The sequence below is a fragment of the Synechococcus sp. H55.2 genome (genome assembly GCF_047462495.1).
Classification (GTDB): Bacteria; Cyanobacteriota; Cyanobacteriia; order Thermostichales; family Thermostichaceae; genus Thermostichus.
Genome location: NZ_JANSJH010000021.1, coordinates 15,982 through 19,966, shown reverse-complemented (window position 1 = coordinate 19,966; position 3,985 = coordinate 15,982). Strand labels below are relative to the sequence as shown.

Below are 3,985 nucleotides of genomic sequence, written 5' to 3'. Positions count from 1 at the left end.
GGGGTCAGCAATAGCGGATCCCGGCTTCCGCCCAGCGGTCGATGGCCTGGCCCAAGCGCTCGCAATCGGCAATCAGGCTAATTCGCACATAGCCTTCCCCCCCTTCCCCAAAGGCGTTGCCAGGGGTTACGACCACGCCCGTAGATTCCAGCACCCGCAGGGCAAACTCCGTCGATCCCTCAGGAGTGCCATCGGCAGTGCGGGGGGTCGGGATCCAGAGGTACATCGTCGCCCGCGGCGGCTCAATCTGCCAGCCCAGCTCCGCCAGGCGGCTAATGAGATAGTCGCGCCGGCGGCGGTAGCGCTCCTGCACCTGCTGTAGGTAGCTCTCTGGCAGGGCCAAAGCCGTCTCGGCCGCCTTTTGCAGTGCGCCAAAAATGCCGTAGTCGAGGTTGGTTTTCAGGGTGCGCAGGCTCTGGATGATCTGGCGGTTGCCCACCACAAAGCCCACCCGCCAGCCGGCCATGTTGTAGGTTTTGGAGAGGGTGTGGAACTCCACGGCCAAGTCCTTGGCGCCGGGGATCTGCAGCAGGCTGGTGGGCCGATAGCCGTCAAAGGCCAGCTCCGCGTAGCACAGGTCGTGCACCAGAATCAGCTCATAGCGGTGGGCAAAGGCCACCACTTCTTCAAAAAAAGAGCGGGGCGCCACCGCCGCCGTTGGGTTGTTGGGGTAGTTGAAGTAGAGCACCCGCGCCTGCTTGGCCACCTCCGGCGGGATCTCCTGCAGGTCAATTAGCCACTCCTTCTCGGGGCGTAGCAGCAGCGGGTAGATCTGCCCGCCGGCAATCATGGGCCCGCGAAAATGGGCCGGGTAGGCGGGGCTGGGCACCAGCACCAGATCCCCCGGATCCACGTAGGCCAAGGCCAGGTGGGTCAGGCCCTCTTTGGATCCCAAAAGAGGCAGCACCTCCCCATTGGGATCCAGCTCCACCCCGTAGCGGCACCGGTACCAATCGGTGATCGCCTGGCGGAAGCTGGCCGTGCCCTCGAAGGGAGGGTAGCCGTGGTGGACGGGATCGGCGATGGCCGCCTGGGCTGCCTCCACCACCGGCTGGGGGGTGGGCCCATCGGGGTTGCCCATGCCCAGATCGATCAAATCTAGCCCCTGCTGGCGGGCGCGGGCCTTCAGCTCATCCAAGCGGGCGAAGACGTAGGCAGGCAGCTTGTTCAAGCGTTGGGCGGGGACGAGAGCGCGGTTCATACAAATAGAAAGGCAAGCCGACACCTGGCTCACTTGGGGTTAACTGCACAGCTTACCGCCAGACCCGCACCTGAAGCAATGCGAAGCAGGGCCGAGCTTGGGTATCTCGGATCCCAAAGGCTAGGATAGAAATCTAAGTTCGGTTTTGTGGCAAGGCAGAGCAGTGGCTTTACCCCTTGTGGCCGTTGTGGGTCGCCCCAACGTGGGCAAGTCCACCCTCGTCAACCGCCTGGCGGGGGTGCGTTCCGCCATTGTCCACGATGAGCCGGGCATCACGCGGGATCGCCTCTACCAAGAGGTGGAGTGGAACGGGCGCCGCCTGCAGGTGGTGGATACCGGCGGCCTGGTCTTTGGCGACGACAGCGAGTTCTTGCCCCACATCCGCCAGCAGGCCATGGCGGCGATGGCGGAGGCGCACGCTGTGATCTTTGTGGTAGATGGCCGTGAGGGACTGACCCCCGCCGATCGGGAAGTGGCCGATTGGCTGCGCAAACAACCCCTGCCGGTGGTGGTGGCCGTCAACAAGTGCGAGTCGGGGCAACTGGGCCTGGCCCAGGCGGCGGCTTTTTGGGAGTTGGGGCTGGGGGAGCCGATCCCCTGTTCCGCCATCCACGGCAACGGGGTGGCCGAGCTGTTGGAGGCGGTGCTGCCCCATTTGCCTGAGGTAGACGAAGCTGCAGCAGCAGCGGATCCCATCGCCGTGGCCATTGTCGGCCGGCCCAACGTGGGCAAGTCCAGCCTGCTCAACCGCCTGGTGGGATCCCAGCGGGCCATCGTCAGCCCCATTGCCGGCACCACCCGCGATGCCATCGATACCGTCGTTACCTGGGAAGGGCAGCCCTACCGTCTCATCGACACCGCCGGGATCCGCAAAAAAAACCGGGTGGAATATGGAGTGGAGTTTTTCAGCATCAACCGCGCCTTCAAAGCCATCCAGCGCTCGGACGTGGTGCTGCTGGTCATTGACGCCCTCGAGGGAGTGACCGAGCAGGATCAGCGGTTGGCCGGCCGCATCGAAGAAGAAGGCCGCGCCTGTATCGTCGTCGTCAACAAGTGGGATGCCGTCGAAAACAAAGATACCTACACCCTCAACGAGTTCACCCGCGAGATTCGCGACAAGCTTTACTTTATCGACTGGGCACCCCTGTTGTTCGTCAGCGCCCTCACGGGGCAGCGCACCCACAAGATTTTTGCCGAGGTCAACACGGCGGTAGCCGCCCATCGCAAACGCATCCCCACCGCCGTGGTCAACGAGGTGCTCCAGGATGCCCTCGCCTGGCAATCGCCCCCCGCCAACCGCCAAGGCAAGCAGGGCAAAATCTACTACGGCACCCAAGTGGCGGAGCAACCTCCCACCTTTCTCCTGTTTGTCAACGATCCCGATCTCTTCAAAGACAACTACCGCCGCTACTTGGAAAAGCACTTCCGGCAAAACCTCGACTTCACAGGCACCCCCATTCGCTTTCGTTGGCGCGGCAAAGCCGAGCGCCTCGTGGGACGGGCAGTGCAAAAATTAGAGGGATCCCTGGCCTCTCGTTAGGCCCTCTGGAGGACGGAGCTCTATTCTGAAAGCCTATGGCTGTGGATCCCAACGTCAAAACCCTGGTGGAGAATCGTCGCGCCCGCTTCGAGTACGAAATCTTGGAGACCTACGAAGCCGGGCTGCAACTGACCGGCACAGAGGTGAAATCGATACGGGCGGGCAAAGCCAACTTACAAGACGCTTTTGCCCTCTTTCGCGATGGCGAGGCCTGGCTGCACAACCTGCACATCTCCCCCCATGGCACCGCCAGCAAGGTGTTCAACCACGATCCCACCCGCCGCCGCAAGCTGCTGCTGCACCGCCGCGAGATCGACCGGCTGCGGGGCCTGGTGGAGCAAAAGGGCCTGACCGTGGTTCCCCTCAAGCTGGTGCTCAACCGCGGCTGGATCAAAGCCCATCTGGGCGTGGCCCGCGGCAAAAAGCTCCACGACAAGCGGCAGGCCATTAAAGAGCGGCAAACCCAGCGAGAGATCCAGCGAGAGCTAAAGGGGCGCTAAGGCTCGCCAAGCTTCCGGCAGCTTCCAATGGGGTGGCCAGCGGGGCAGCCTAGGCGATCCCAAATGCCGCTGGAGCCCTTCGTTGCAGCGATTTCCAGTTTTCCCCTCCCTTGGGCAGAGAGGCTGGGGGTGAGGAATCCTCCGATAGGCTTGGAAGCAAAATCCAACTCGGTCGGCTGCAGGGGGAGGGAAGGAGCCGCCGCCAGCAAGTTCTAGGCACCAGGGAGGGGGAAGAAGCGGTCGGTGGTTTTCACCCGCTCACACCAGGCGCGGATGTTGGGGAAGGGTTTGAGGTCGAACCCACCTTGCTCCGCCACGTGGGTGTAGGTAAAAAGGGCCAGATCTGCAATCGTGTAGCGGTTGCCCACGAAAAACGCTTTCCCCTGCAAATGGCCCTCCATGATCTCCAAGGCCTCTGTGCCGGATTTGAGGTTCTGGGCAATCAGCTCGGCGTGGGCCTCGGCTTGTCCAGCCCGCACCAGGAAGCGGGTGGTGGCAATGTAGCGGGCAATGCGGGTTTGTTCAAAAAATAGCCACTTCAAGATCTCGGCCCGTTCCAACTTGTTTTGGCCGTAGAGGGGGGTGTCTTCTGCCAGGTAAACCAAGATCGCGGCAGACTCGGCCAGGACGGTCCCGTCTTCCAGCTCCAAAGCCGGGATCTGGCCCAGAGGGTTCTTGGCCAGGTACTCGGGGCGGCGATTTTCTCCGACCCTAGAATTGACTTCAACCGTCTCGTAGGGGATC

The 3,985-nt window shown here is 62.6% G+C and carries 4 protein-coding genes; 2 read left to right on the top strand and 2 right to left on the bottom strand.

Annotated elements, in window-relative coordinates; all coding sequences use genetic code 11:
• Positions 1 to 4: 4 nt before the first annotated feature.
• Positions 5 to 1,201, bottom strand: a complete 1,197-nt coding sequence (locus NW844_RS04440) for an aspartate aminotransferase (protein WP_414333839.1) — start codon at positions 1,199 to 1,201, stop codon at positions 5 to 7.
• A 163-nt stretch (positions 1,202 to 1,364) separates the two neighbouring features.
• Between NW844_RS04440 and der the strand changes: the two genes are divergently transcribed.
• A complete protein-coding gene (gene der / locus NW844_RS04435) occupies positions 1,365 to 2,741 on the top strand; it encodes a ribosome biogenesis GTPase Der (RefSeq protein ID WP_414333837.1) in 1,377 nt (458 codons plus the stop codon).
• Between the two features lie 35 nt (positions 2,742 to 2,776).
• Positions 2,777 to 3,241: an SsrA-binding protein SmpB gene (smpB, locus tag NW844_RS04430; protein ID WP_414333835.1), complete on the top strand. Its 465-nt coding sequence runs from the start codon at positions 2,777 to 2,779 to the stop codon at positions 3,239 to 3,241.
• 212 nt (positions 3,242 to 3,453) lie between these two features.
• Here smpB and NW844_RS04425 read toward each other — a convergent pair.
• On the bottom strand, positions 3,454 to 3,985 hold a 532-nt coding region (locus NW844_RS04425), incomplete at its 5' end, for a glutathione S-transferase family protein (RefSeq protein WP_414333833.1).